This is a genomic window from Bradyrhizobium sp. SZCCHNRI3043, assembly GCF_032377735.1.
Lineage (GTDB): Bacteria > Pseudomonadota > Alphaproteobacteria > Rhizobiales > Xanthobacteraceae > Bradyrhizobium.
The window spans coordinates 105491-130346 of the sequence record NZ_JAUHID010000011.1; the positions used below are offsets into that span (position 1 = coordinate 105491).

Here is a 24856-nt window from a genome sequence, read left to right on the forward strand (position 1 = left end):
ATCAGCTCGCCAGCGCCTGCGGCGTGCGCGAGGCAAGCTCCCGCTCCGCAGTGCGGACGATCTCCATGGTGCGCACGACGCTCGCCGGATTGACGCTGATCGAATCGATGCCGAGTTCGGCCAGATAGCGCGCCACTTCGGGATAGTTGGCCGGCGCCTCGCCGCAGATGCCGACATGGCGACGGTTGCGATGCGCGCCTTCGACCGCCATCCTCAGCATCGCCAGCATGCCGGGATCGCGCTCGTCGAAATCGAACGCGACGATGTCGGAATCGCGGTCGACGCCGAGCGTGAGCTGGGTGAGATCATTGGAGCCGATCGAGAAGCCGTCGAAATGTTTGGCGAACTCGTCGATCAGGATCACGTTGTTCGGGATCTCGCACATCATGTAGATCTCGAGCCCGTTCTCGCCACGCACCAAGCCGTGCCCGGCCATCGCCGCGATCACCTTGCGCGCCTCCTCGACGCGGCGGCAGAACGGGATCATGATCTTCAGATTGGCGAGCCCCATCGTGTCGCGCACGCGCTTCAACGCCGCGCATTCCAGCGCGAAGCCGGCGGCGTAGGCGGGATGCGCATAGCGCGAGGCGCCGCGGAAGCCGAGCATGGGGTTCTCTTCCTTCGGCTCGAAATCGGAGCCACCGATCAGGCTGGCATATTCGTTGGTCTTGAAGTCTGAGAGGCGCACGATCACCGGTCGTGGGTAGAACGCCGCGGCGATGGTGCCGACGCCTTCCGACAGCCGCTCGACGAAGAAGTCGGCGGGCTTCTTGTAGCGCGCAGTCAGGCGCTTGATCGTCGCGCGGTCCTTTGCCGCGGTCACCTTTGCGGGCGTCGCCAGCGCCATCGGGTGGATGCCGATCGCCTGGTTGATGATGAACTCCATGCGGGCGAGGCCGACGCCATCGTTCGGCAGCAGCGCGGTCTTGAAGGCCAGTTCGGGATTGCCGAGATTGACCATGATCTCCGTGCGCGGCTTCTCCAGGCTGTCGATCGCCAGGCGCTCGACATCGAACGGCAGTGCGCCGTCGTAGACATGGCCGGCATCGCCCTCCGCACAGCAGACGGTGACGGTCGTTCCGGTCTTCGCGTGCTTGCTGAAATCCTCCGTGCCGACCACGGCCGGCACGCCGAGCTCGCGGGCGATGATCGCGGCATGGCAGGTGCGGCCGCCATGATCGGTGACGATCGCCGCCGCGGTCTTCATCACCGGCTCCCAGTCCGGACTGGTCGATGCGGCGACCAGCACCTCGCCGGGGCGGAACGCGTTCAGATCCTTGGGAGTGCGGATCAGGCGGATCTTGCCGGTGGCGATCCTTTCGCCCACGGCGCGGCCGGTTGCCAGCGCCTTGCCGGTCTTCTTCAGAACGTAGGTCTCGATCGCCTCGGGCCGCCGCTGCGAGGCCACCGTCTCCGGCCGCGCCTGGATGATGTAGAGCGCGCCGTCGCGGCCGTCCTTGGCCCATTCGACGTCCATCGGTGTCGGCCTGCCGGCCTTCTGCGAGTAGTGCTCCTCGACGACGATGGTGGCCTGCGCGAGCTCCAGCACGTCGGCATCGCTGATGCAGAATTTCGCCCTGTCAGCCGGCGGCGTCGCCTCGGTGCGCGTCGTGGGGCCACGACTGCGCGCGCCGGGCTTTGCGCCGGCTTTGGCATAGACCATCCGTTTGTCCTTGGCGCCGAGCCGGCGCGACAGCACGCTGCGGAAGCCGGCCGCGAAGGTCGGCTTGTGGACGTAGAATTCGTCCGGATCGACCGTGCCCTGCACGATGGTCTCGCCGAGGCCGTAGACCCCGGTGATGAAGGCGACATCGCGAAAGCCGCTTTCGGTGTCGAGTGAGAACATCACGCCGCTCGCGGCGCGGTCCGAGCGCACCATCTTCATCACGGCGACCGACAACGCGACCTTGTCGTGGTCGAAGCCGTTGTCGATGCGGTAGGAGATCGCGCGGTCCGTATAGAGCGAGGCGAAACAGCGGCGGCACGCCTCGAACAGATCCTTCGCGCCGCGAATGTTGAGAAAGCTCTCGTGCTGGCCTGCGAAGCTCGCATTCGGCAGGTCCTCGGCGGTGGCCGAGCTGCGCACGGCAACCGCGACGCCGCGGCCATACTCCTGCTCCAACTGCTTGTAGGCCTCTGCGACCTCGTGGCGCAGGTCGTCACGGTCGGTCGCCGCGATCACGATCGCGCGGGCCTTCGCCGCGCGCTTGGCGAGGTCGGCAATGCGGCGCTTGTCGAGGCCGGCGAGCAGCTTCCGTAGCTCGTCGTCGGCTCCGGCCGCGCGCAGCGCATCGCGATAGGCGGCCGCCGTCAGTGCGAAGCCGTTGGGCACGCGCACGCCGTGCGACGCCAGCGCCGAATACAGCTCGCCGAGCGACGCCGTCTTGCCGCCGACGCCGGGCACGTCCTCGATGCGGAGATCCTTGAACCAGCGGATGTAGCTAGGTGCCGTCATCGGTCATCTCCCGCATCGCAGCGCGAATCTCAGTTTGTCGCGGCGGGCGGCGGCTGCCTTGCGCAAGATCAAGCAGGGCGCTCCGCGAGCCCCTTAAATCGCGGGATGACAACGGTTCCACCATAGGCGAGGATGTTTGCTAAAACCCATCGATCACCTCCATCCGGATCACCGATGATCTCCGACGACCAGAACGAGGACGGTAATCGCGAATGGTCGCGATTCTGGCTCACGGCGCGGCAATTCTGGCTCGGATCGACGGCATGGCGGGTCTGGCTGCTTTGCGTCGCCCTGGTCGTCCTCGTGGTGCTCCAGCTCTACGTGCAGTTCCGCTTCAATTACTGGAACAGGGATTTCTTCGACGCGCTGGAGGGCCGCGATCCGACGCGGCTGCGGCAGCAGGCCGCTCTGCTCATTCCGCTTTGTCTGGCGAGCGTCGTGCTGGCGATCGTCTCGGTGTGGGGCCGCATGGTGATGCAACGCAGCTGGCGGCAATGGTTGAGCGCCAAGGTGATCAATTACTGGGTCGAGAACGACCGCTATGCGCGGCTCGCGACGGTGCAGGGCGATCTGAAGATTCCGGAGTATCGCATTGCCGAGGACGTCCGCATCGCCACCGATGCGCCGATCGACTTCGTGGTCAGTGTGATCTCCTCGCTGCTGACGGCGGTCGTGTTCGTCCAGGTGCTGTGGCAGGTCGGCGGATCCATCGGCTTCGTCGTGGCCGGGCAGCAGTTGTGGATTCCAGGCTACCTGGTGGTCAGCGTCGTCATCTATTCCGGGCTGGTGACCGGGGCCATGCTGTGGGTCGGTTCGCCGCTCACGCGCGTCATCCAGACCAAGAACCAGGCCGAGTCGGAGCTGATCACCGCGGCCCATCACTTGCGCGACATCGGCGAAGGCATCGCGCCGAAGCAGGAGGAACGCAGCGTCATTGCCGGGCTGTGGATGGCGCTCGACCGCACGATCCAGCAATGGAAGCGGCTGTGCTGGCAATTGATGCGCAACACCCTGGTGTCGCATCTGAATACGCTGCTGGCGCCGATCATCGGCCTCGTGCTGTGCGCGCCGAAGTTCCTCGGCGATCAGATGACGCTGGGCGAACTCACCCAGGCTGCCGCGGCGTTCACGCTGGTGCAGGGGTCGTTCAACTGGATGGTGGACAATTTCAACCGCCTCGCCGAGTGGATGTCGTCGATGGAGCGCGTCGGCGGGTTGCTGCTCTCGCTCGATCGGCTCAACGGCGATGCGAAGGCCGATGTCACGCCGTCTGAAGCTTCACGTCAGCAAGCAGGCGGCTGATGTCGGCGGGGTCGCACAGCGCGGTGCCGGTGCGCAGCAGCGCGGCGGCGCCGGCCGCAACCGCAAAGCGGAACGCGTCTTCGAGCGATGCGGCCGCCGCGAGCTTTGCCACCAGCGCGCCGAGAAAGCTGTCGCCGGCACCGACCGCGTTGACCGGCACCATCGTCAGCGGCTGGGCCCGCAGCACCCGATCGCGCGTGACGAGCAGCGCGCCGAGATGACCCATGGTCAGCGCGACCGTTCGGACCTTGCCGGTCGCGACCAGCGTGCGGGCTGCCTGCTCCCACGCCGCCGCATCCGGCAGCTCGCCGCCGACGAGCTCCTGCATCTCCCGCAATGACGGCTTGATCAGGTCGACGCCGCCGGCGACCGCCGCGGCCAGGGCAGGGCCCGATGTGTCGAGCACGACCTGCGCGCCGCGTGACCGTGCGAGCAGCGCGACGCGCGCGTAGAAGTCCGCCGGCACGCCGCGCGGCAGGCTGCCGCTGCCGATCACGAAGCGCGGAAACGGCTCCAGACCGGCGAGCAGGGCGAGGCCCGCCTGCCATTCCGATTCGGTGAGCGTCGGTCCCGGCAGGATGAAGCGGTAGGGCTGGCCGCTGGCGCGCTCCTGGACGAAGAAGTCCTCGCGGGTATCCTCGATCGTCGTCCAGGTCTGGCTGGTGACGCCTTCACTCGCCACCAGCTGCTGCAGCAGCAGTCCGGTCGGACCGCCCACGGGATAGAGCGCGGCGACGTCGCCGCCGAGCCGGGTGATGACCCGCGCGACATTGATGCCGCCGCCGCCGGGATCGCGGCGTTGCGTCGTGCCGCGCAGCTTGGCGACGGGCACGATCTTCTCGACGCTGGTCGAGACGTCGACGGCCGGGTTTGGCGTAATCGTGGCGATGTCGCTCATCTGTCAGTGCGCGGAAGAGCCGCCGCCCGCGGTGAGGCCGGACTCGTGGAAGGATCTGAGGCCGAGGAAGCTGATGTCGGGCTTGGTGACGATGTGCACCGGGATCGGCCGCAGATAGCTGTCATAGCGTCCCTTGCTCTCGAACTGCCGGCGGAAATCGGATCGTGCAAAGTAGTCGGGAAATCGCGGCGGGATGCCGCCGGCGATGTAGACGCCGCCGCGGGCGCAGAAGGTGAGCGTCAGATTGCCGGCGACGGCGCCGAGCCAGGCGCAGAACATGTCGAGCGTGGCGCGGCTGGTGGCGCAGCTGCCGTCGAGCGCGGCGCTGGTGATGGCGGCCGCGTCGCGCTTCGGCACCGAGGCTCCGTCGACGGCCGCGATGGCATGATAGACGTTTTCGAGACCCCTGCCGGACAGCGCGCGCTCGATCGAGACATGGCCGAAGTGCTCACGCATCTTGGCCAGCACCGCGGCCTCGCGCGCGGTGGTGGCCGGCAAGGTGGCGTGACCCGCCTCGGTGACGGCAACCGTGGGACGGCCGCCGCCAGGCAGATAGCAGGCCGCTCCGAACCCGGTGCCCGGGCCGATCACCAGCATCGGCGCGCCGGCGACCGCCGCGTTGCCGCCGAGCGGATACAGATCATCCGGCCGGAGCGCCGGCAGCGACCAGCCGACGGCCTCGAAATCGTTCAGCAGCTTCGCCGAGCGGAGATTGAATTGCGCGGCCAGCTCGGCGCCGTCGATGGCCCAGGTGCTGTTGGTCAGCATGCCGCGATTGCGCTCGATCGGCCCGGCAATATCGAGCACGGCCGCGGAGGGCGCGCCGCCTTCTGCGTGCCGCGACAGGAAGGCGGTGATCGCATCGGCAATGGTGGCGAAGTCCGCGACCTTCAGGTGCTCGACCTCGCCGATCGCGCCATTGTCGAGCAGCGCGAAGCGCGCATTGGTGCCGCCGATATCGCCCAGAAGAACGCGATCGCTCATGCCTCAGTCTTCCGCCCGGTTGTACGGCCCGTCGGAGGTCCGGTGGGCCGCGATCATGTCCGCATACCATCGCGCAGACGCCTTGGGAATGCGACGCTGCGTGGTGTGGTCGACATAGACAATGCCGAAACGCTGCGAATAGCCCGCCCCCCATTCAAAATTATCCAGCAGCGACCACACGAAATAGCCGCGGACGTCGGCGCCTTCTTTCATCGCCTGTTCCATGGCGGCAGTGTAGGCCTTGAGATAGGCGATCCGGTCCACGTCATGAACCTGGCCATCATTGCCGAGGACGTCGGCAGCTGCGGTGCCGTTTTCAAGCACGTAGATCGGAAGCTGGAACCGCTGGTGGATATCCAGGAGCGTGTCGTGGAACGCACCGGGCACGACCGGCCAGCCGATCGCGCTGCGCGGCACGGTGTCGGGCGCCGGCCCGAAGCTCGCCCCGATCAGGTTGGTGTCAGCCCTCACGTAATGCGGCGAGTAGTGGTTGAGCCCGAACCAGTCGACGGGCCGTGCGATCTGCGCCATGTCGCCGGGCGCAACATATGGCGCGACGGCCTCCGCCAGCTCCGGCGGGTAGCTGGCAAACGCTTGCGGGAACGGGAAAGCGTCGTTCCAATAGGCTGCGAGCCGCAGTGCCGCTGCAGCGTCCGCCGGCTTGCTGGTGCAGGGATAGCAGGGCTGGCGGTTGTGGATCGCGCCGATCGAGGCGCCGGCAACGTCTTTGCGCAGCACGTCGACGGCGCGGCCATGGCTGAGATTGACGTGATGGATCGCCTTGTGCAGCGCCGTCTTGTCGGCCAAGCCAGGGGCATGCCAGCCGAGGCCGTAGCCGAACAGCGTGAACACGCAGGGCTCGTTGAAGGTGGCGAAGCGCTTGACCCGGTCGCCATAGCGCCGCGCGACCAGCGCGGTATAGTCGGCGAACCAGCCGGCGATGTCGCGGTTTTGCCAGCCGCCGAGCGCCTCCAGCGCCTGCGGCAGGTCCCAGTGGTAGAGACAGAGCCACGGCTCTATCTCAGCGGCAAGCAGGGCGTCGATCAGGCGGTCGTAGAAGGCGAGGCCGGCTTCGTTGGCCGCGCCGCGGCCTTGCGGCAGCACCCGCGGCCAGGAGATCGAGAAGCGATAGGCGTTGAGGCCGAGCTCTTGCATCAACGCCACGTCGCCGGCGTAGCGATGATAATGGTCGCATGCGGTCTCGGCCGTGTCGTTGGTCTTGGTGCGGCCCGGCGCGCGCAGAAAGACATCCCAGATGCTGTCGGCGCGGCCGTCGAGATGGGCTGCGCCCTCGATCTGGAAGGCCGAGGTCGAGGCACCCCAGAGAAAGCTCGGACGGATGGTCATGATCGAGAGGGGCCCTTGCGTTGTTGCGATCAGCCGCATGATGGCGGTCGCCGGCGCTCCGCCGTTGACTGGGATCAAGCCGACGATACCGGGGCCGGTGTGGCCTGCGAAGATGTCCTGCGCCGGGCAATGGCAATCATGCAGGCAACAGGCTTGCATCGGAGCCGAAAGCTGTGGAACGTGCGGCCGCCGAAAACTGGAGTCCCGGCGCGAATGAGCGTTTTTCTGCTGCGGCGCTGCCTGACCTTGCTGGCGACCCTCGTCGGCGCGTCGCTGATCATATTCCTGGTGCTCGACGCGCTCCCGGGCAACGCCGCCCAGATGCTGATGGGCGCGGATGCCTCGCCCGATGCGGTCAGGGCGCTGACGGTCAAGCTCGGGCTGGATCAGCCGCTGGCCTGGCGCTACCTGCACTGGATCGGCGGCATGCTGAGCGGCGATCTCGGCAACAGCTATGCCTATGGCACGCCGGTGGCCGAACTGATCCGCGAGCGGCTGGCGATGACGATTCCGCTCGCGATCCTGGCCATGGGACTCACGACCGTGCTGGCGCTCGCGGCCGGCATCTACACGGCCGCCAATCACAACCGCCTCGGCGATGTCGGCGTGATGTCCCTGACCCAGATCGGCATCGCCTTGCCGAACTTCTGGTTCGCGATCCTCCTGATCCTCCTGTTTGCGGTGAAGCTGCAATGGCTGTCGGCCGGCGGCTTCCCCGGCTGGGAGGACGGCACTTGGCCGGGGCTGCGCGCGCTGCTGTTGCCGGCTGTGGCGCTGGCGGTGGTGCAGGCCGCGATCCTGGCGCGGGTGACGCGCTCTGCGGTGCTCGACGTTCTGCGCGAGGATTTCGTCCGGACCGCGCGCGCCAAGGGCCTGACGAAGCGCGAGGTGCTGTGGCAGCACGTCTTGCGCAACGCGATGATCCCGGTGCTCACCGTGATGGGCCTGCAATTCGCAAACCTGCTGGCCGGCACCATCGTGATCGAGAACGTGTTCTATCTGCCGGGCCTGGGGCGTCTCATCTTCCAGTCGATCGCCAATCGCGATCTCATCGTCGTGCGCAATTGCGTCATGCTGCTGGCGGCGATGGTCATTATCGTCAACTTTGTCGTCGACGTGCTCTATGCGGTGATCGATCCGCGCATCAAGGTGCACGAGCTGTGAGTTCGTCCGTGATCGTTCAAGCCGCAGCCGCCACGGCCCCCGCGTCGAGCGCGTTCTGGCGCCGCGCGCTGCGCCATCGCAGCTTCATCGTCGGCGCGCTGCTGTGTCTGCTGGTGCTCGGCGCTGCGCTGCTGTCGCTGGTGTGGACGCCGTGGTCGGCCTATGAGATCGACGTCGCCTCGAAGCTGCGGCCGCCGTCATCAGCACATTGGCTCGGCACCGACGTGCTCGGCCGCGATATCGTCTCGCTGCTCTTGGTCGGTGCGCGAGCGACCATTCTGGTCGGCATCATCGCCGTCGGCATCGGTCTCACCTGCGGCGTCTGCCTCGGCCTGATCGCAGCCGCGCAGCGCGGCTGGACCGAGGAGCTGATCATGCGCTTCAGCGATTTCACCTTCGCCTTTCCGGCGGTGTTGTCGGCGATCATGCTGGCGGCTGTGATCGGCCCGGGCATGGTGACCTCGATCACCGCGATCGGCATCTTCCAGATCCCGGTGTTCGTGCGCGTCACCCGCGGCCAGGCCGGTGCTGTCTGGGCGCGCGAGTTCATCCTGGCGGCACGCGCTGCCGGCAAGGGCCGCTTCCGCATCACCATCGAGCACGTGCTGCCGAACATCCTGTCGATCCTGATCGTGCAGGCGACGATCCAGTTTGCGCTGGCGATCCTGGCGGAGGCGGCGCTGTCTTATCTCGGCTTGGGCACCCAGCCGCCGCAGCCGTCCTGGGGGCGCATGCTGAACGATGCGCAGACCTTGCTGTTCCAGTCGCCGAGCCTCGCCGTGTACCCCGGCGCCGCCATCGCGCTCGCGGTGCTCGGCCTCAACCTGCTCGGCGACGGCCTGCGTGATCTGCTCGACCCTCGGCTGGCGAGGCAGCGATGATGGCGAGCGATCAACCTCTGCTCGATGTCAGCGGTCTCGGCATCCGGCTCAACACCAGCCGCGGCCCGGCGCAAGCGGTGCGCGAGGTGTCGTTCGCGCTCCGGCGCGGCGAGACCTTGGGCATCGTCGGCGAGTCCGGCTGCGGCAAGTCGATCACGGCGCTCGCTCTGCTCGGGCTTCTGCCTGACAGCGCTGTCGTCAGCGGCAGCATCAAGCTCGATGGCCGCGAGCTGGTCGGATTGCCCGATGCCGATTACTGCAAGCTGCGCGGCAACCGCATCAGCATGATCTTTCAGGAGCCGATGACCGCGCTCAACCCGATGCATACGATCGGCCACCAGGTGGCGGAGCCGCTGCTGCGACATACCGGCTGCTCCGCGACTGAAGCGAAACGCCAGGCGATCGCGCTGCTCGACCGCGTCGGTCTGCCGGACCCCACTCGACGCTACGACGCCTATCCGCACCAGTTCTCCGGCGGCCAGCGCCAGCGCGTCACCATCGCGATGGCGCTGGCCTGCAAGCCCGACGTGCTCATCGCCGACGAGCCGACCACCGCGCTCGACGTCACCATCCAGCGCCAGATCCTCGACCTCATCGCCGATCTCGTGGCCGAGCAGGGCATGGCGATGATCCTGATCTCGCATGACCTTGGCGTCATCGCCGAGAACGTCCAGCGCATGATCGTGATGTATGGCGGCACGGTGGTCGAGAGCGGCACGACGGATGCGGTGTTCTCGCGCATGGGGCATCCTTATACGCAGGGCCTGTTCAGGGCGCGGCCGCGGCTCGGCGCGCGCAAGGGCACGCGGCTGTCGACCATCGCCGGCACGGTGCCGGAGCTGGCCGATCTTCCGGCAGGATGCGCGTTCGCTGAACGTTGCGCGCTCGTCGTCGATGCCTGCCGCACGGCGCTGCCGCCGGCGATCGAGATCGGCGCTGGACACGGCGTCCGCTGCATCCGGACCGATGTCGCGCTTGCGCGTGATCCGGTGGGAGTTGTCGCTTGAGCACGGCATCGCAAGGAGCTGGGGAGACGCCGCTGCTCGAGGTCAGGGATCTCGTGCAGCGCTATACGCTGCCGCGGGAGAGCCTGCTGCGTCCAGCCGGACAGGTGCTCGCGCTCAATGGCGTGTCCTTGGCGTTGATGCCGGGCAAGAGCCTCGGCATCGTCGGCGAGTCCGGCTCGGGCAAGTCGACCCTGGCGCGGCTGATCATGGCGCTGGAGCGGCCGTCGTCGGGATCGGTGCTGATGGCGGGGCGCGATCTCGACCGACTGCCGGCCGACGAGCTGCGCCGCGCCCGCCGCGATTTCCAGATGGTGTTCCAGGACCCTTATGGCTCGCTCGATCCGCGCCAGACCATCGCGCGCATCGTGGCCGAGCCGCTCACGGTTCTGGAAAGCCCGGATCGCGAGTCCTTGCGGACGCGTGTCGCGAGCGTGCTGCGGCAGGTCGGGTTGCGCGATGCCGACATGGACAAATATCCGCATGAGTTCTCCGGCGGCCAGCGCCAGCGCATCGCGATCGCTCGCGCGCTGATCACGCAGCCGAAGCTGATCGTCGCCGACGAGCCCGTCAGCGCGCTCGACGTCTCGGTGCAGGCGCAGGTGCTCAATCTGATGCAGGACCTGCAGGAGCAATTCGGCCTCAGCTATGTGCTGATCAGTCATGATCTGGCAGTCGTCGACTATCTCTGCGACGAGGTCGCGGTGATGTATCTCGGGCGCATCGTCGAGCGCGGACGGCCCGAGGATCTGTTCGGCCAGTGCGCGCACCCGTACACCCGGGCGCTGCTCGACGCCGTGCCGCGGGCGCAGGCCGGCGCGATCCGGCGCCGGCGCGAGAGCGTCGCGATCGCGTCGCAATCCCTCGGCGCGGCCGGATGCGCCTACGCGCCGCGCTGTCCACTCGCTGATGCCCAGTGCCGGGCGACGGCACCCTCCCTGCGGGCGCTCACGGGGCTGCATTCCGCTGCCTGCCACAAGGCGGAAAGCGTGATGGCGCTGCCGGTGCTCGTCGCCGCAGAACACCAGCCTCTTGTCTCGAAGCCGCTTTGACGCGTAACTTGGTTCCGTCCGGGAGAAACGAACAATGTTGAAAAGACTATCCATCGTCGCATTGGCCGCGCTCGTCGCGGCCACCGCTGTGCCGGCCTCGGCACAAAGCAAGAAGGACAGCGTCGTCGTCGGCATGACCTTGGAGCCGCCGGGGCTCGATCCGACCAGCGCGGCCGCCGCGGCCATCGCCGAGGTCACGCTCTACAACGTCTATGAGACGCTGACCAAGATCAACGAGGACGGCTCGGTGTCGCCGCTGCTGGCCTCGAGCTGGCAGGCCTCGTCGGATCTGAAGAGCTACACTTTCAAGCTCGTCAAGGGCGTGAAATTCCAGAACGGCGAGGCATTCGATTCCGCCGCCGTGAAGTTCTCGTTCGAGCGCGCCGGCGCCGCGAACAGCACCAACAAGGACAAGGCGCTGTTCCAGGCGATGGAGGCGGTCAACGCGCCCGATGCCGAGACGATCGAGGTCAAGCTCAAATATTCCGAGCCCAACCTGCCGTTCCTGCTCGGACAGGCCACAGCCGCGATCGTCGAGCCGAAGAGCGCGCCGACCAACGCGACGCAGCCGGTCGGTACTGGGCCGTACACGCTGGGTAGCTGGGCCAAGGGCTCGTCCCTGAGCTTGAACAAATGGCCGGACTATCGCAACGCCGCAGCCGTGAAGCTGTCCAAGGTGACGATCCGCTTCATCTCCGATCCGGCGGCGCAGGTCGCGGCGCTGCTGTCGGGCGACGTTGACGCCTTTCCGCGCGGCACCACGGCGCGCACCATCGCGCAGTTCAAGTCCGACCCGCGCTTCACCGTGCTGATCGGCGGCTCAAAGGCGAAGACCATCGTCACCATCAACAACAAGAAGAAGCCGCTCGACGACGTCCGCGTCCGCCGCGCGATCCTTGCCGCGATCGATCGCAAGGCGATGATCGAAGGCGCCGTCGACGGCCTGGGTACGCCGATCGGCAGCTTCTACGTGCCGGGCTCGCTCGGCTATGTCGACACCACCGACATCAATCCCTACGACCCGGAGAAGGCCAAGAAGCTGCTGGCGGAAGCCGGCATCGCCACGCCGCTGCAACTGTCGCTGCGGCTGCCGCCGCCGGCCTATGCGCGCCAGGGCGGCGAGGTGCTCGCGGCTCAATTGGCCAAGGTCGGCATCGTCGCCAAGATCGAGAATCTCGAATGGGCGGCGTGGCTGTCACAGGTGTTCAACGGACCGCATGATTTCGACCTGACCATCGTCTCGCATGTCGAGCCGTTCGATCTCGTGAAGTTCACCGATAAGAACTACTACTTCGGCTATCAGTCCGAGGCCTTCGACAAGCTGTATCAGAAGATCGTCGACACGCCGAACGAGGCGGAGCGCACCAAGCTGCTCGGCGACGCCCAGCGCATGCTGGCAACGGATGCGGCCGCCGGCTTCCTGTTCCAGCCGCAGTGGATCACGGTGATCAACAAGAAGCTGAAGGGCGTCTGGAAGGACGTGCCTCAGTTCGAGAACGATTTCGCGAGCTGGTCGTGGGAATGATCGTGAGCCCGTTTTGCTTGGCTGCGAAATAATTCCTGCGCAATGCGGTGCCCTCTCCCCTTGTGGAAGAGGGCATCGCCGGTCCATCCATATGTGCGGTCGCGTGACGGGTATCTCTCCACGAACGACACCATTAATTCTACAGATCAGTTCGGCCATTCGATGGGCGTAAAGCGCATCTGCCGTCGTCGCATTTCAGCCTGAAGCTCCTGGGCGTATTGCTTGGCCCGGTCTCCGATGAGCCGATAGGGTCCCCCGATCCGACTATCAGCGGCAACTTGCTTTCGGACACTCTCATAATAGGCCAACAGACTTTCGTCGGTTGAATTCTCAAATCGCATCGATGCTCCCCGAAACGCAACCTTAGGTATCAAATTTTGCCACTATCGCCGCGGCATGGCAGTGATATAGGTTAAGTTCCGTTGCCCAAAAAAGTTCCTTGTGTGTTCCGGATTATGGCCGAGCGAATTTCGCTCCGGAGCCCGGGGGGGGGGGGGGGAACTTGGGACCGCTGGCTGCGTAGAATTTGGGGTGTCGGCGTCGACCGAGCGCTCAGGAACCTGCGGTTCGGCAGCGGTCGCGCGCATGGGACGAACAACGGTTTCGCGGCAGACGCGGCCGAGCTGTCAAGAAGGGCGAGGGGCTGCGATGCGCACCGAAGTTCTCGTCGTCGGCGGCGGGCCGGCCGGCCTGATGGCCGCGATCTATCTGGCGCGGTTCCGACGGGACGTCGTGATCATCGACAGCGGCGCATCTCGGGCAGCCCTGATTCCCCGCAGTCATAATCTACCTGGCTTTCCTGACGGCATTTCGGGACATGAGCTGCTCGCGCGGATGGAGCATCAGGTGGAGGACCTCCGCGTTCCGATCATCCGCGGCACGGTGACATCGCTCGACAGGACCGGCGCCGACGTCGTCGCGACATATGCTGACGGCGCAATCGCCGCGCAGCGGGTGATTCTGGCGACGGGGATCGTCGACAGGCAGTTTCCTCTTCCCGACTGGATCGAGGCGGTTCGCCAGGGTGAGCTGCGCTACTGCCCTGTCTGCGATGGCTACGAGGCAGCCGACCGCAAGATCGCGATCGTCGGTGCACTCGGTCATGCTGCAGGCAAGGCGCTGTTCATGCGTGTCTACAGCGCCGACATCACGTTGATCCCGAGCGATGACGCGCAGAACGACGCAGCGCGGGAGGAGCTGGCCGCGGCCGGGGTTCGCGTGATGCCGCCTCTCCAGTCGCTTCAGCGCCGGAGCGGTGCCATCGAGGCGGCGTTCGCAGATGGCGCCAGCGAACGCTTCGAGGTCATCTATCCCGCGCTGGGGGCTGAGGTCCGCTCGGAGCTCGCCATCCGGATGGGCGCGCGACACACGGCCGAGGATTTTCTGGAGGTGGACGCCAAGCAGCGCTGCGGCGTCGACGGGCTTTATGGTATCGGCGACGTCGTCACCGACCTACACCAGATCTCGGTCGCGTTCGGCCATGCCGCGGTGGCCGCCTGCCACGCACATCATTCGCTGCCGATGCGCTATGTGTAACCTTCCGGCAGGACAATCATGCGAAGTCGATCACAACCTCAGATCGCGCTATCCTGTGTTAACGCGTTTGGTGTTGATCTGTCGGACCTTGGCGCATGGACAGGAAATCGGCATGTTTGGCGGCGGCGTCAAGCTGCCATGAGGAAGCCGCACGCGATCCGGCACGCCGCGACCTTTGGCTGCAGGAAGCATCGAAATGGACGGCGCTGGCGGGCGAGCCGGCTGGCAACGCGGTGATCGTCTGCGAACAGGGCGCCTCTGCGACCAAGGAAGCCCGCGGCTGAGTGCAGCTATTGCAGCGTCGGGTCGAGCCGGTCACGCAGCCAGTCGCCGATCACGGACACCGCAAGCGTGGTCACGACGATGATGATCGCCGGCGCCAGCATGATCCACGGCGCGCGCGTGAGATATTCGCGGCCATAGCCGACCATGTTGCCGAGGCTCGTCATCGGCGGCTGCACGCCGAGCCCGAGGAACGAGAGGCCGGACTCCAGCAGGATGACTTCCGGAAACACCAGCGTCATCGACACGATCAGGGTCGAGGCGATGTTCGGCAGGATGTGCCTGAGATACACGCGCTGCGGCGTCGCGCCGAGCTGGCGGACGGCCGCGGCATAGCCCTGCGCATTGGCCGAGATGGCGAGCCCGCGCGCGATCCGCGCATAGCGCTCCCAGCCGAACAGGCCCATCAGCCCGATCAGCAGCGGCAGCGAGTTGCCGAAGAAGGCGAGCACGGCAAGCGCGAGGATCAGGAATGGCATGCTGGCCTGGAAGTCGGCGAGCATCAGCACGGCCTGCTCGACGAGGCCGCGGAAATGCGCGGCGAGAAAGCCCAGCGTGGTGCCGGCGATGGCGGAGATCGCGGTGGCGCCGAATGCGATCAGGAGCGAGATCCGGATCGAGACGATCAGACGCGACAGCACGTCACGGCCGAGTTCGTCGGTGCCGAGCCAATGCGCGGCGTTGCCGGGCAGCGTCAGGCGATTGCGCAGGTCGAACTTGGTGAAGCCATAAGGTGCGAACTGGTCGGCGAAGACGGCCAGCAGCAGCATTGCCGCGATCCAGCACGCGGCGATCGTGACGGAAACGGGAACGTCGGGCCAGCTCAGCCGCCGCGCGGCAGGTGCCTTCATCGCAACGTCGGTCATGCCTCCGCTCCCTTGCTGCGCAGCCGCGGATCGAGCAGGCCGTAGAGGAAATCGACGATCACGTTCGACGTGACCATCGTCATCGCCACCAGCAGCAGGATGCATTGCACGACGGCGAGGTCGCGGTTGGCGACGGCGACGACGAGCAGCCGGCCGACGCCGGGCCACGAGAACACGCTTTCCACCACCACCGCGCCGGCGATCAGGCTGCCGACCATGAAGCCGAGGATGGTGACGGTCGGGATCGCGGCGTTCGGCAGCGCATGGTCGGTGATGACCCGGCGCCAGGGCACGCCCTTGGCTGATGCGGTCCGTATATAGGGCTGGCCGAGGATCTCGAGCATCGCGCTACGCGTGAACCGCGCCAGCACCGCAGCGCCGCCGAAGCCCAGCGTCACGATCGGCAGGATGGCATGACGCCAGGAGTCCTGCCCGCCCGACGGCAGCCAGCCGAGCTGGACGGCGAAGATCAGCACCAGAATCAGCGCCAGCACGAAGCTCGGCACCGTGAAGCCGGCCACCGCCGTGATCATCACGGCGCGGTCGATGGCTGAGCCGCGGTGAAGCGCTGCATAGATGCCGGCGGGAATGCCGAGCAACACCTTCACCAGGAACGCCGGGATGGTCAGCGCCAGGGTCGCCGGGACGCGCTCGATGACGAGCCGGATCGCCGGCCGGCCGTCGCGCATCGAGCGTCCGAGCTCGCCCTGGCCGATTGCCTTGAAGTAGTCGAGATATTGCATCCAGATCGGATGATCGAGGCCCCACGCCTTGCGAAACGCGGCGATGACCTCGGGCGGCGCTTCCGGCCCCATGATCATCAGCGCGGGATCGCCCGACAGCCTGAGCACGATGAAGGCGAAGGTGACGACGAGTGCGATCGTCAGCAGCGCGCGCGACAGGCGGATCGCGAAATAGCGCAGCATCACGCGGCATCCTGGGTCTGTGACTGTGGCCCCATCACGAGATGGCAAGCCACCTGGCGCTGTTGATCCAGCGCGGTGAGCGCGGGCACCTCATTGGCGCAGCGGGCGGTCGCGCGGCTGCAGCGCGGATGGAAGGCGCAGCCGGAGGGGCGCGCGGCCGGATTCGGCGGATCGCCCGTCAGGACGATGCGGTTGGTGCTGCGGCGTCCCGGAGCAGGGGAGGCCGAGACGAGTGCCTGCGTATAGGGATGCTGAGGTCGCGCGAACAGATCGTCGGCATCGCCATATTCGACGATGCGGCCAAGATACATCACCGCCACCTTGCTGCTGATCTGCCGGACGACGCGCAGATCATGGCTGATGAACAGCATGGTCAGCCCGAGCCGCGCCTGGAGTTCGATGAGCAGGTTGATCACCTGGGCCTGGATCGAGACGTCGAGCGCGCTGACCGGCTCGTCGCACACCAGGAAGTCGGGCTTGGTCGCGAGCGCGCGCGCGAGCACGATACGCTGGCGCTGGCCGCCAGACAGAGCGCCCGGATAGCGGCGGCCATGGCTGTCGTTGAGATCGACGGATTGCAGCAGCTCGTGCACGCGCGCGTCGCGCTCGGATGTCGTTCCGATACCGTGGATCTCGAGCGGCTCGCGAATCTGCGCGGCAACAGGGAGCCTGCGATCGAGCGCGCCGAGCGGATCCTGGAAGATCATCTGCATGCGCGCGCGCTGCGCGCGCCAGGCCGCCGAGCCTGGTGCTGCGATCGGCGCACCGCCGAAGCGCACGCTGCCCTGGTCGGGCGGCTCGAGCCCGAGCACCATGCGCCCGGTGGTGGATTTGCCGGAGCCGGATTCGCCGACGATGCCGAGCGTCTCGCCCTTCGCAATCGCAAAGCTCAAGCAGTCAACGGCGTGGACCGATGCAGGACGCCCGAACAGGCCGGACCTCATCCGGTAGGTGCGCGAGATCCCGTGGACCTCGACCAGCGGCGCGGTCATTCGGCGGCGAGCTCCACCGGCAGACGCTGCGGCCGCAGGCAGGCCACCGCGCGGTCCGGCTCGATCGGCGCCAGTGGCGGCACGCCGGCATGGCAGCCGTCGCCGGCAAAGGTGCAGCGTGGCGCGAAGGCGCAACCGCTCGGCAGGGCGCGGGGATCAGGGACCGTGCCGGGAATGGCCTGCAGCCGCCGCCTGATGCCATCGAGCGGCGGCAGCGCACCGATCAGGCCCTGCGCGTAGGGGTGCCAGGGATCATCGAACAGCCTCGTCGCCGGGGCGCGCTCGACGATGCGGCCCGCATACATCACGCAGACGCGGTCGCAATTCTCGGCGACGACGCCGAGGTCGTGGCTGATCAGGACCATCGCCATGTTGAACTCGCGCCGGATGGCCGACAACAGATCGAGGATCTGCGCCTGGATCGTGGCGTCGAGCGCGGTGGTCGGCTCGTCGGCGATCAGGAGGTCGGGCTGGCCGGCGAGCGCCATCGCGATCATGATGCGCTGGACCTGGCCGCCGGAGAACTCGTGCGGATAAGCCGACAGCCGCCGCGCCGCATCGGGAATGCCGACGAGATTGAGCAGCCTGAGCGCCTCGGCCCGCGCGGCCTCGCCGCGCAGCCCGCGATGCAGCGCGAGGCTTTCGCACAACTGGCGGCGGATCGTGAGCACCGGATTGAGCGCGCTCGCCGGATCCTGGAAGATCATCGCGATGCGCCGGCCACGCACCTGGTCGAGCACCCCGCCATCAGCACCCAGCAGCTCGCGGCCTTCGAGCTTGGCTGATCCGGACACTTTCGCCTTGACCGGCAACAGGCCGAGCGCCGCGAGCCACGTCACCGACTTGCCGGATCCGGACTCGCCGACGAGGCCGACGGCCTCGCCCTTGCGGATGTCGAGATCGATGCCATGCAGCACGGGCGTGCCGTCGAACGCGACCCTGAGGCCGGAGATGCTGACCAGCGGCGCCACGGCATCACGCTCCGTAGTTGCCGGTGCGGAAGTCCATCGCGAAGGCCGGCGAGGCCTTCCACTTGATCGACTTCGGCTTGGCGGTGAAGGTCGCGTTCTGGTGCAGCACCGTGTAGGCCGGGTCCTCGCGCTCGGCGATCTCCAGCATCCGGCGGAACGCCTTCTTGCGGGCCTCGCGATCGGTCGAGGTTTCCAGGAACTCCGACAGCCGGTTGAGCTCGTCGTTGCTCCATTCGCCGACCTGCTGCTGCTGGCCGTTCGGACCGTGCTGGGCGACGAGCGACGACACCGGATCGTTGAACGCGGCCGAGTTCGACCAGTCGCGCACGGCGCGGGTGGGCGCGCGCTCCAGGATCTGCGACCAGTTCTCCTTGGTCTCGATCTGCACGTTCAGGCCGACCGCCTGCCACATCTCGACCAGCACCTGCGCGGTCGCGACCTGGTTGGTGTAGTAGTTGTTCAGCAGGCGATAGGGGATCGGGTCGCCCTTGTAGCCGGCCTGCTTCAGCAGGTCCTGCGCCAGCTTGGGATCGAATGCTGGCACGCTCCAATCGGCGACGAACATGTCGCCGTAGAACTCCCACTGCAGGCCCTTCGGCACGCGGGTGCGGCCGGCCCACAGGCTGTCGACGATGGCCTGGCGGTCGATCGCGTGGGTGAAGGCGCGCCGCACCAGGGGATTGGCGAGCTGCGGATGATTCTTGTCGAACACGGTCAGGCGGTGGTTGAGGATGGTGCCGCCCTGGACCTCGAACGCCGCATTCTTCTCGATGCCGGCGATCTGGTCCGGCGGGATGTCGCAGGCGAACTGATATTCGCCGGAGAGAAGCCCATTGATGCGGCTCGCGACCTCCGGCACTTCGAGGAAGCGGATGCGCTTCAGCGGCGGGCGGCCGCCCCAATATTCGTCGTGGGCCTCGAGCGTCAGCGACACGTCGGGCTTGAACTCGACGATCTTGTAGGGGCCGGTGGTGATCGGCTTGCGCGCCCAGTCGAGATAGCTCGCAGCTTCCTCCCAGCCGCGGCGGCTCATGATGTCGGAGCCGTAGCGCATCAGCCGGCCTTCGATGGTCACGTCGGGCGTCGCGTTGACGAAGCGCACGGTGTATTTGTCGATCGCATCGACGCGGACGAGATCCGGCCAGATGCGGCGGGCCACGCCGATGACGTCCGGCGGCAGCTCCTTGCCGGGGCGCGGCGCCGGGATCTTCTCGAATGCCTTGATGGTGCTGCGGCTCTTGGCCTCGCTGTCGCCGAACATGCGCTCGCGGCTGAACGAGAACACGACGTCCTCGGCCGTCATCTCGTCGCCATTGTGGAACTTGACGCCCTGGCGCAGCTTCAATTCGACGGTCTGGTCGTCGATGCGCTTCCACTCGGTGGCGAGGCCGGGAACGGCTTCGAGATTGCCGCGGAAGTTCTTGGAGATCAGGCCTTCCCACAGCGACGAGTAGAACACGCGCTCGCCGACATTGGACTGCTCGCGCAGCACGTCGAGCACGTTCGAGTTGGTCACCTTCTGCACGGCGATGGTGACCGAGGGACGGGTGTCGGCTTGCGCGATCGAGACGCGCGGCAGGATGAAGCTGCCGCCGATCGCGGCGCCGGCGCCGAGCAGGCCGCGGCGGGTGAGCTTGGTCATGGCAATATCTCTGTGGTCTGAGGTTGTCCGAGAAATGAGGATGCGTTGGCTTATTGAGCGAGCTCGAGCGAGGCGAGATACGCTGCGCCGGCCTTGACGTGATCATGATTGCGCAGTTCGAGGATCAGGCGCGGATTGGAATTCAGCTTCGCCAATGCGCGGAACACGGCGACCCAGCGGATATTGCCTTCGCCCGGCGCCCAGTGGCGGTCGGCGTAGCCGTCGGTGTCCTGCAGATGGACATGGGTCAGCATGTCGCCGGCAGAATCGACGTAGTAGTCGACGGGCGGCGCGCCGGTCGAATGGTGCGCGTAGTTGGCATGGCCGGTGTCGAGCGAGACCCGCACCTTGCTGCTGCCCAGCGCCTTCGCCAGTCCAACGCGATCCTGCGGGTTCTTGTCCTCGATGTTCTCGATCACGATCTCGCAGTTGGCCTGCTCGGCAGAGGCAATGACGTCGGTCAAGGTCGCCCGCACGCGCTCGATCAGCGCCTCGCGATTGTCCGGCAGCATGTCGATGTTGTTGGCATCCCAGGTCGTGTACGGCGAGTGGATCACCATCTGGGTGGCGCCGAGAAATTCGGCGACCTCGAGCCCCTGCAGCAGGCGTTTGGTCACGGCGCGGCGGATCATCGGGTCGTGACTGTCGATCTTGAAGCCCCAGAACGGGCCGTGGATGCCGAGCCGACCGGTGTGCCCGTCCAGCATCGACTTGATCTCCTTGGCGGTGCTGCGCCAGTCGCTGTCGAGAAGGTCCGCGCGGAAGAAGTCCTGGATCTCGAGATCGCGTTGACGTTCGAGCAGCCAGTCGCGATGAGCCGGAATGGACTTGACGGAGAGGGCGGCGCCGAGCACCGGCAGCGTGGTGGTCATGTCGAGGAAACCCTTTCGAGGAAGCCCTTGGCCTGCGTGAGACCCGGCAAGCGCTAGCGGAGTTCGATGACGCTCCCATGAAGGGCTGTGGAGGACGTCCGCGACATGTTGTGCCTTCGTGGGCACGAGGCCGGTCGGCCTCGCAATCCCTGGGGTAGTCGCACGTTCTTTGCTGCTACTTGACGTAGCCGCGGGAATTGCAACAATGCGGCGAAAACGGGGAATTGGGATGACGGTGCTGCGTACGATCGTTGGAACGATGCTTTCGCTCCTGGCGCTGGCGACAGCTGCGTTGAATGAGCCTGCGCATGCGAAGGGGCCTTACGGCTCCATCTCCGTCGCGGGCTGGTCGGGCGGCGCCTACACCGACGACAACACCGGAAAATTCTCGAGCTGCATCGCTTCCGCCAGCTACAAGAGCGGCATCAATTTCGGTGTTCTCGCGCTGCCGACCTTCAACTGGGCTCTCGCCTTCATCCATCCCGGCTGGTCGCTGTCGCAGGGACAGAAGTTTCCCATCGTGCTCAGCTTCGACGGGCGCAATTCCTACAATGTCGAGGGCTCGGTATGGTCGGCCAACATGGTCGTCGTGCCGATGCCGAACGACTCCAGCCTGATCAAGGCGTTCAGGGCGGCACGGACGATGTCGGCCTTCGCGCAGGGCAATCTGTTCCAGTTCGATCTGAACGGCACGTCGGTGCTGCTGCCGTCGCTGGCGAATTGCGTGCGCATGATCAATGCCGGCGGAATGGCGGCCGCGACGAATTTCACCGTGCAGCACGGCGCTCCCTCGGCGCAACGTCAGGGAGCGCCGCCCGCCGCCACCGCGACGGCGAGCACGCAGCCGGTACGGGCGTCGGAGGACTCTCCCGAGTTGCAATTGGAAGCGATGCAGATCGCCTCCAACTTCATTCTCAAAGCCGCGCTGTCGCATCCGGCCATTCTGGGCGGGGGCGAACGGCCAGTGTGGTTGACATCGGGCGGGGTCGCCTGGAAGGCCGACAACGCCACCGGGTTCGTTCGGATCGTGCCGCCGCAGCGGAATGTCGACGGCCTCGAAGTCGCCGCCACGATCATCGGCAACGATGCCCGCGACTGCAAGGGCAAGTTCATCTCGGCGCGCAACAGCGAACTGGTCGACAGCGCCGTTGTGTTCCGCGGCATGTCCTCCTGCGAGGACAGCGAGAAGTCGGACATCGCCGAATACTTCATCTTCCCGCGCAAGGCTGGCGGCTTCGTCCTGTTCTCGGTGGTCACGCCGACCAAGCCGGTCGGTGGCGGCGGTGGCCAGCAGCTGCAGACCCGCGAGGAAGCCAACGCCAACTTCCGCAAGGCGGCCTATACGTCGATCGGGAAATAGGGCTGCCTTCCCTTCGCTACGCCGTCCGCGGGTCGATTTGCCGGCTCATCCTCGCGACCGCTTCGGCCGCCTGACGGCGCGGACCTTGCCGCTGCCGCCGCCGCCGCAATACAGCGTTTCGCCGCCGTCGGATTCCATGCCGGAGACGCCGGTGCCGGCGGGCATGTCGAGCTGTTCGAGCACCTCGCCGGTCGCGGGATCGATGCGCCTGATGTCGCTGACGTCGTCTTCCCAGGTGCCATGCCAAAGCTCGCCATCGACCCAGGTGACGCCGGTGACGAAGCGCGTGCACGGGATGCTGCGCAGGATTTGCCCGGTCGCGGGATCGATCTGGTGGATCTTGCGATCGCGATAGGCGCCGACCCAGAGCGATCCCTCGGCCCAGGCTAGCCCCGAGTCCCCGCCGCCCGACGGCGCCGGGATCGTCGCGAGCACGCGGCCATTGTCGGGATCGACCTTGTGAATGCGATCTTCGGCAATCTGATAGAGGTGCCGGCCATCGAACGCCGTGCCGGCATGCGAGGGGATATCCAATGACTTCCGTACCGCGCCGTCGACCGGATCGAACGCCTTGATGCTGTTGCCGGTCGCGATCCACACCTGCCGGCCGTCATAGCTGACGCCGTTGACGCGCTCGGCGTTGTCGAACGGGCCGTACTCGCGAATGATCTCTGCGGTTGCTCGTGTCATGTCTGCCATCCCACTTTTTCCGATGGACCCACGCTAGTCGAGCGACGACCACGCCGGGAGTAACAACGCGGTCGCGAATTCCGGCACGACGGGGCAGGTCCAGCGTTGCGCGCGGCCCCGACCGAACGACTGGACCCTGCCGGACGATGCCAGTCCATCGAGGGCACGCTGCACCGTCCGCTGGCTCGCGCCCAGCGCCAGCGCAAGGCCGGAGCTCGACCATGCCTCACCGTCGGCGAGGCAAGCAAGCACGGTGGCATTGTCGTCCTCGATCGGCTGTGCGAGGACGACGACGTCGTGATCGCGACACGGCACCAGGGCAAAGCCGTCGCGCGTGGCATTGATATCGGCCAGGCCATGGAGGAGCTGGCGCAACCGTCCGATCTCGACGCGCAGGCGGGCGCGGTGCGACTCGTCGGCTTCCTTGCCGCGGAATGCATGCGCGATCAGTGCGGCCCGCGGCACATCATCGGGGACCCCCTCGGCCAGCCGCCGGGCGAGTGCAAACAGCACCGGGCGCCGCGCCAGCGACACGATCTGGCTCGCCCGGCGTACCGCCAATCGGCAGGCATCGACGATCAGCACATCCGACCGGAACAGCGATTCGACGTCGTCGAGCTGCAGCAGGCGTTCCTCGCCGCGCAGGATCATCCGCGCGGCCGGCGCCGACAGCGCCGACGAGGCCCGCTCGATCTCCGCCTGGAGCTCCGGAATGCGGGCCTGCCGCGCCGACCGCGTCGCGCGCTCGAGCGCCGATCGCGCGGTCTTTGTTTGTAGACGGCGCAAGGCCAGTCCGGCGACGATCAGCTCGTAGATCGTGCGCGCGGCCGGCAGAAGCGGCGAGGGATCGAGCTCGGCGAGGCTGCGCTCGGCGTCATCGAGGTGCCCGATCAGAATCATGCGCCTGATCTCTAGGCTGCGCGCATAGGCGGCATTGGCGCGGTCGCCCTGCTGCTCCAGGGTCTCACGCGCCGCTGCGAGCGACTTGGTCGGCCAGCCGAGATCGCGCGCTGCGAGTGCGATCTCGGCCTCTGCGACGGTGCAGCGGGCGCGGGCCAGAACTGCCTTGGGGCCAAAGCTTCGCGCGGCCTGCCGCAGCAGCGCCTTCGCGCGCCCGAAATCGCCAAGCCGCGCCATCGCGATGCCGCGCAGCGCCAGCGCCGGGGGATCATCGCGCAACGCAACCCGGTTCAATGCGCCGAGCGGATCGCCCGCAGCGAGTGCCTGCGCCGCCGCTGAGATCAGCGAGTCCATGCAAATCCCGCCATACTTGTCACTCCCGGCCCCTCCCGTACCGATCCTAGTCTGAGCTGCGGTCAACACGCAAAAGGATGACGATCATGACCATGCATATCACCGGGACGCGCGAAGATTGGTTGAAGGCCCGGCTCGACCTGCTGCAAGCCGAGAAGGAACTCACCCGCCGCAGCGACGAGTTGGCGGAGCGCCGCCAGGCCCTGCCATGGGTGCGCGTCGACAAGGCCTATCGCTTCGACACCGAGGACGGACCCGCCGCGCTGCCCGACCTGTTCAGGGGGCGCTCGCAGCTGCTCGTCTATCACTTCATGTTCGGACCCGACTTCCAGGCCGGCTGCCCGTCCTGCTCGATGATTGCCGACGGCTTCAACGGCTTCCAGGTCCATCTCGCCAATCACGACGTGATGCTGTGGGCGGTGTCACGCGCGCCGCTGGCGAAGCTGAAGGCGTACAAGGCGCGGATGGGCTGGACCTTCCCGTGGGCGTCATCGGCGAGCAGCGACTTCAACTTCGACTTCAACGTCGCGATCACCGAGGAGCAGCAGCGCCGGGGCGGCACCGACTACAACTACCGCACCAGTCCTCCGCTCGGGGCTGGCGACGTGCCGGCGATGGTGGCGGAGATCGCCGCCGGCACCGGCACGGATGGCGCGACCTTCATGCGTGATCGCCCGGGCATGAGCGCCTTCATCATCGAGGATGGTGCCGTCTATCACACCTATTCGGCCTATGCGCGCGGCCTCGATGGGCTGTGGGGCGCCTATCAATGGCTCGATCGCGCACCGAAGGGCCGCAACGAGCAGGGCGTGTGGTGGCGCCGCCGCGACGAATACGGCAAGCGCTGACACGC

Annotated in this window: 22 protein-coding genes; 9 read left to right on the top strand and 13 right to left on the bottom strand. The window is 66.7% G+C overall.

Annotated features, from left to right (window positions below; translation table 11 throughout):
• Position 1: 1 nt before the first annotated feature.
• On the bottom strand, positions 2 to 2455 hold the full coding sequence (ppsA, locus tag QX124_RS21405; RefSeq protein WP_315798194.1) for a phosphoenolpyruvate synthase: 2454 nt from the start codon (positions 2453 to 2455) through the stop codon (positions 2 to 4).
• Positions 2456 to 2629: 174 nt separating this feature from the next.
• Here ppsA and QX124_RS21410 point away from each other — a divergent pair, with 174 nt between their 5' ends.
• Complete coding sequence (locus QX124_RS21410) at positions 2630 to 3757, top strand: SbmA/BacA-like family transporter (protein WP_315798195.1); 1128 nt, start codon at positions 2630 to 2632, stop codon at positions 3755 to 3757.
• Here the strand turns inward: QX124_RS21410 and QX124_RS21415 are convergent.
• From QX124_RS21415 to QX124_RS21425, 3 genes are read right to left on the bottom strand one after another with little or no spacing between them, the layout of a single operon-like run.
• On the bottom strand, positions 3717 to 4655 hold the full coding sequence (locus tag QX124_RS21415) for a hexose kinase (protein WP_315798196.1): 939 nt from the start codon (positions 4653 to 4655) through the stop codon (positions 3717 to 3719). The genes QX124_RS21410 and QX124_RS21415 overlap by 41 nt on opposite strands.
• A 3-nt stretch (positions 4656 to 4658) precedes the next feature.
• Positions 4659 to 5639, bottom strand: a complete 981-nt coding sequence (glk, locus tag QX124_RS21420) for a glucokinase (protein WP_315798197.1) — start codon at positions 5637 to 5639, stop codon at positions 4659 to 4661.
• A 3-nt stretch (positions 5640 to 5642) separates the two neighbouring features.
• Positions 5643 to 6986 (bottom strand): GH1 family beta-glucosidase, encoded by a 1344-nt coding sequence (locus QX124_RS21425; protein ID WP_315785601.1) that lies wholly within the window; start codon positions 6984 to 6986, stop codon positions 5643 to 5645.
• 213 nt (positions 6987 to 7199) lie between these two features.
• Here QX124_RS21425 and QX124_RS21430 point away from each other — a divergent pair, with 213 nt between their 5' ends.
• The 5 genes from QX124_RS21430 to QX124_RS21450 are packed head-to-tail and all read left to right on the top strand — an operon-like array spanning position 7200 to position 12612.
• Positions 7200 to 8150: an ABC transporter permease gene (locus tag QX124_RS21430; RefSeq protein WP_315798198.1), complete on the top strand. Its 951-nt coding sequence runs from the start codon at positions 7200 to 7202 to the stop codon at positions 8148 to 8150.
• Positions 8147 to 9031: an ABC transporter permease gene (locus tag QX124_RS21435; RefSeq protein WP_315798199.1), complete on the top strand. Its 885-nt coding sequence runs from the start codon at positions 8147 to 8149 to the stop codon at positions 9029 to 9031. The genes QX124_RS21430 and QX124_RS21435 overlap by 4 nt, the downstream gene beginning before the upstream one ends.
• Positions 9028 to 10038, top strand: coding sequence for an ABC transporter ATP-binding protein (locus QX124_RS21440; RefSeq protein WP_315798200.1), 1011 nt, complete (start codon positions 9028 to 9030; stop codon positions 10036 to 10038). Before QX124_RS21435 ends, QX124_RS21440 begins: the two co-directional genes overlap by 4 nt.
• On the top strand, positions 10035 to 11087 hold the full coding sequence (locus QX124_RS21445; protein ID WP_315798201.1) for an oligopeptide/dipeptide ABC transporter ATP-binding protein: 1053 nt from the start codon (positions 10035 to 10037) through the stop codon (positions 11085 to 11087). The genes QX124_RS21440 and QX124_RS21445 overlap by 4 nt, the downstream gene beginning before the upstream one ends.
• A 34-nt stretch (positions 11088 to 11121) precedes the next feature.
• Positions 11122 to 12612, top strand: a complete 1491-nt coding sequence (locus QX124_RS21450; RefSeq protein ID WP_315798202.1) for an ABC transporter substrate-binding protein — start codon at positions 11122 to 11124, stop codon at positions 12610 to 12612.
• Positions 12613 to 12758: 146 nt separating this feature from the next.
• Here the strand turns inward: QX124_RS21450 and QX124_RS21455 are convergent, their stop codons facing one another.
• On the bottom strand, positions 12759 to 12953 hold the full coding sequence (locus QX124_RS21455; protein ID WP_315755179.1) for a hypothetical protein: 195 nt from the start codon (positions 12951 to 12953) through the stop codon (positions 12759 to 12761).
• 307 nt (positions 12954 to 13260) lie between these two features.
• Between QX124_RS21455 and QX124_RS21460 the strand changes: the two genes are divergently transcribed.
• Positions 13261 to 14148: an NAD(P)/FAD-dependent oxidoreductase gene (locus QX124_RS21460; RefSeq protein WP_315798203.1), complete on the top strand. Its 888-nt coding sequence runs from the start codon at positions 13261 to 13263 to the stop codon at positions 14146 to 14148.
• Positions 14149 to 14438: 290 nt separating this feature from the next.
• Here the strand turns inward: QX124_RS21460 and QX124_RS21465 are convergent, their stop codons facing one another.
• From QX124_RS21465 to QX124_RS21490, 6 genes are read right to left on the bottom strand one after another with little or no spacing between them, the layout of a single operon-like run.
• Positions 14439 to 15281 (bottom strand): ABC transporter permease, encoded by an 843-nt coding sequence (locus QX124_RS21465; protein ID WP_409997731.1) that lies wholly within the window; start codon positions 15279 to 15281, stop codon positions 14439 to 14441.
• Positions 15282 to 15292: 11 nt separating this feature from the next.
• Positions 15293 to 16222: an ABC transporter permease gene (locus QX124_RS21470; RefSeq protein ID WP_315798204.1), complete on the bottom strand. Its 930-nt coding sequence runs from the start codon at positions 16220 to 16222 to the stop codon at positions 15293 to 15295.
• Entirely contained in the window at positions 16222 to 17214 is a 993-nt protein-coding gene (locus QX124_RS21475) for an ABC transporter ATP-binding protein (protein WP_315798205.1), read from the bottom strand. Before QX124_RS21475 ends, QX124_RS21470 begins: the two co-directional genes overlap by 1 nt.
• Positions 17211 to 18185, bottom strand: a complete 975-nt coding sequence (locus QX124_RS21480) for an ABC transporter ATP-binding protein (protein WP_315798206.1) — start codon at positions 18183 to 18185, stop codon at positions 17211 to 17213. The genes QX124_RS21475 and QX124_RS21480 overlap by 4 nt, the downstream gene beginning before the upstream one ends.
• Before the next feature lie 4 nt (positions 18186 to 18189).
• Positions 18190 to 19827 carry an ABC transporter substrate-binding protein gene (locus tag QX124_RS21485; protein WP_315798207.1) on the bottom strand — a complete coding sequence of 546 codons (1638 nt, stop codon included), beginning with the start codon at positions 19825 to 19827 and terminating at the stop codon, positions 18190 to 18192.
• A 50-nt stretch (positions 19828 to 19877) separates the two neighbouring features.
• On the bottom strand, positions 19878 to 20699 hold the full coding sequence (locus QX124_RS21490) for a sugar phosphate isomerase/epimerase family protein (RefSeq protein ID WP_315798208.1): 822 nt from the start codon (positions 20697 to 20699) through the stop codon (positions 19878 to 19880).
• A 229-nt stretch (positions 20700 to 20928) separates the two neighbouring features.
• On the opposite strand from QX124_RS21490, the gene QX124_RS21495 reads away from it, so the two are divergent.
• Positions 20929 to 22059, top strand: a complete 1131-nt coding sequence (locus tag QX124_RS21495; protein WP_315798209.1) for a hypothetical protein — start codon at positions 20929 to 20931, stop codon at positions 22057 to 22059.
• Between the two features lie 45 nt (positions 22060 to 22104).
• On the opposite strand, the gene QX124_RS21500 is transcribed toward QX124_RS21495, so the two are convergent.
• Both QX124_RS21500 and QX124_RS21505 read right to left on the bottom strand, forming a co-directional pair.
• Complete coding sequence (locus QX124_RS21500) at positions 22105 to 22749, bottom strand: PQQ-binding-like beta-propeller repeat protein (RefSeq protein ID WP_315798210.1); 645 nt, start codon at positions 22747 to 22749, stop codon at positions 22105 to 22107.
• Positions 22750 to 22782: 33 nt separating this feature from the next.
• The gene (locus QX124_RS21505; protein WP_315733773.1) at positions 22783 to 24003 is read right to left on the bottom strand and encodes a helix-turn-helix domain-containing protein; all 1221 of its coding nucleotides are present in this window, start codon (positions 24001 to 24003) and stop codon (positions 22783 to 22785) included.
• Positions 24004 to 24089: 86 nt separating this feature from the next.
• Between QX124_RS21505 and QX124_RS21510 the strand changes: the two genes are divergently transcribed.
• Positions 24090 to 24851: a DUF899 domain-containing protein gene (locus QX124_RS21510; RefSeq protein ID WP_315785512.1), complete on the top strand. Its 762-nt coding sequence runs from the start codon at positions 24090 to 24092 to the stop codon at positions 24849 to 24851.
• The last annotated feature ends 5 nt before the right edge of the window (positions 24852 to 24856 follow it).